Source organism: Rhodovulum sp., from assembly GCF_011048875.1.
Lineage (GTDB): Bacteria > Pseudomonadota > Alphaproteobacteria > Rhodobacterales > Rhodobacteraceae > Rhodovulum > Rhodovulum tesquicola.
The window spans coordinates 1-2,150 of sequence record NZ_DSDD01000201.1 but is presented as its reverse complement, the minus strand read 5'-3'; the positions used below and the strand labels follow the sequence as shown (position 1 = coordinate 2,150).

At 68.9% G+C, this 2,150-nt stretch carries 3 protein-coding genes; all 3 read left to right on the top strand.

What is annotated here, in order from left to right; translation table 11 throughout:
* Positions 1-21: 21 nt before the first annotated feature.
* The 3 genes from ENN83_RS07005 (at position 22) to rpmG (ending at position 1,834) form a co-directional block, all read left to right on the top strand.
* Positions 22-729: a DUF533 domain-containing protein gene (locus ENN83_RS07005; RefSeq protein WP_287185515.1), complete on the top strand. Its 708-nt coding sequence runs from the start codon at positions 22-24 to the stop codon at positions 727-729.
* Between the two features lie 117 nt (positions 730-846).
* Positions 847-1,563, top strand: coding sequence for a DUF533 domain-containing protein (locus tag ENN83_RS07000; protein ID WP_287185514.1), 717 nt, complete (start codon positions 847-849; stop codon positions 1,561-1,563).
* Between the two features lie 103 nt (positions 1,564-1,666).
* Positions 1,667-1,834 carry a 50S ribosomal protein L33 gene (gene rpmG / locus ENN83_RS06995; RefSeq protein WP_132694922.1) on the top strand — a complete coding sequence of 56 codons (168 nt, stop codon included), beginning with the start codon at positions 1,667-1,669 and terminating at the stop codon, positions 1,832-1,834.
* Positions 1,835-2,150: the final 316 nt, after the last annotated feature.

Below are 2,150 nucleotides of genomic sequence, written 5' to 3'. Positions count from 1 at the left end.
TTCGCCGAGGAGGATTGTCCAATGAGTTTCGTCAGGACCATGGCCACGCTGGCCGCGGGCTTTGCCGCGGCCAAGGGGGTGGAGCAATACAGGAAGATGGGCGGCATGGCCGGCCTGCAGGACAAGATGAAGTCGAACGAGCAATTGTCGCAGATGACCGGCCAGCTCGACTCGATGATGGAGAGGATGGGCCTGCCGGGCGGGACGGCGAAGCTGCAGGAGATGATGGCCGGCATGGGGCGCGGCATGGACCGCACCGGCGAGGCCGCGACGGCGGGCGTTGCCGGGCTGATGGCGGCGCTGGGCAGTGCCGCGGCGGCGGGCACGGCGCAGGCCAGCCAGATGATCGACGCGATGACCGGCAGTTCGGTGGCGAGCTTGTCGATGGAGGAAAACGCCAAGCTGATGATCCGGGCGATGATCCAGTCAGCCAAGGCCGATGGCCAGATCGACGACGCGGAACGCGCGAAGATCATGAAGGTGCTGGGCGACGCGACCGACGAGGAACGCGCCTTTGTCGAGGCGCAGATGGCCGCCCCGGTCGATCCCGTCGCGCTGGCCAATGACACGTCCGAGGCGATGCGTGCGCAGGTCTATGCCTCGGCCGCCAGCATGGGCCGCATCGACAGCCCCGCCGAAGAGGCCTATCTGGCCTCGCTTGCCTCGGCGCTGGGGCTCGATGACGCCAAGGTGGCGCAGATCCGCAAGATGATGGGGCTGTCGGCCTGACCCCACCTGCGGCCCCGATGCGCGACATCGGGGCCGTTGGGGCAGGGCGGTCGTGTCGCTAGTCTGGCACCCGGGGGGCTTCCCCGATGGCGCACCGGACAGCGGGATGGAGAGAGCATGAGTTTTGTCAGGACGATGGCGACCCTTGTCGTCGGTTATGCCGCGGCCAAGGGCATGGACAGGTTCCAGAAGACCGGCGGCGGCGCGGGGCTGGCGCGCACGCTGCAATCCACCGCCTCGCAAGCGGCGATCGCCAGCCAGGTCGGTGCGCTGCTGGAGCGGATGCAGGTCCAGGGCGGCGCGGCCGGGCTGGAGCGGAACCTGGGCTGGATGGGCGCGCGGGCGCGGGGGGCGGGCGACAGCGCGGTGCTGGGCGTGGCCGGGCTGATGTCGGCGCTCTGGGCGGCCACATGGGCGGGCTCGGGCGATGCGCGTGACCTCGGCGCCGCGATGGGCAGCGGCACGCCACCCGGTACCACGCTGGAACGCCAGGCCCGGCTGATGATCCGGGCGATGGTGCAGGCGGCGAAAGCCGATGGCCAGATCGACGCGGGCGAACGGGCACGCCTGTTCGACCTGCTGGGCGACCAGAGCGAGGAGGAGCGCGCCTTTGTCGAGGCCGAGCTGGCCCGGCCCGTCGATATCGACGCGCTGGCCGCCGAGACCGGCAGCTATCAGCGCACGGCGGTCTATGCGGCCTCGGTGCTGATGATCGACATCACCGACCCCGCCGGGATCGCCTATCTCGACCGGCTCGCCGCCGCGCTGCATCTGGGCATCGCCGCGCGCACCCGGATCCACCAGGCGATGCGGCTGCCGCAGGTGCTGGGCTGAACCTGCCGAAGCCGCTTGACTCGCGGGTGAGGATCGCTAAAAGGCGGACTTCATGGAATTTGGTGGGGCGGCGGCGATGCGCCCCGCGAGACGGAGATGAGACATGGCGAAGCCGACGACCATCAAGATCCGCCTGAACTCGACCGCGGACACCGGGCATTTCTACGTGACCAAGAAGAACGCCCGCACGATGACCGAGAAGATGGTGATCAAGAAATACGACCCCGTCGTGCGCAAGCACGTCGAGTACAAGGAAGGCAAGATCAAGTAACGCCTGCCTGACGGTGACCTTATACGGGGCTGCGTCCTTGGCGCGGCCCTTTTGCGTTGGGCGGTGCGCGCGCCGAGGCGCCGCGACCAGGATTTCGCCTCGCTTCGCGAGGCGACCGGGGGCCGGGGGCTGCGCCCCCGGCCCGTGATGGCCTTGCGCCGGATGGCCGGTGGCCGGGCTGGGGAGATCGGTCATACCAACGGCCCGTTCGGCTGACTCGAGGGGGATTCCCAAAGCTCACGAACTCTGGCTCAGTGCGGTCTCAAAGGATGGAGGCAGGCATGGCAGGGGTAGCGATCACACGGACGGAGCTGAC

What these genes read in the sequence shown, in the direction of transcription:
- ENN83_RS07005 (WP_287185515.1), top strand. Translation starts at nt 22, where the DNA reads ATGAGTTTCGTCAGGACCATGGCCACGCTGGCCGCGGGCTTTGCCGCG.
- ENN83_RS07000 (WP_287185514.1), top strand. Translation starts at nt 847, where the DNA reads ATGAGTTTTGTCAGGACGATGGCGACCCTTGTCGTCGGTTATGCCGCG.
- rpmG (WP_132694922.1), top strand. Translation starts at nt 1,667, where the DNA reads ATGGCGAAGCCGACGACCATCAAGATCCGCCTGAACTCGACCGCGGAC.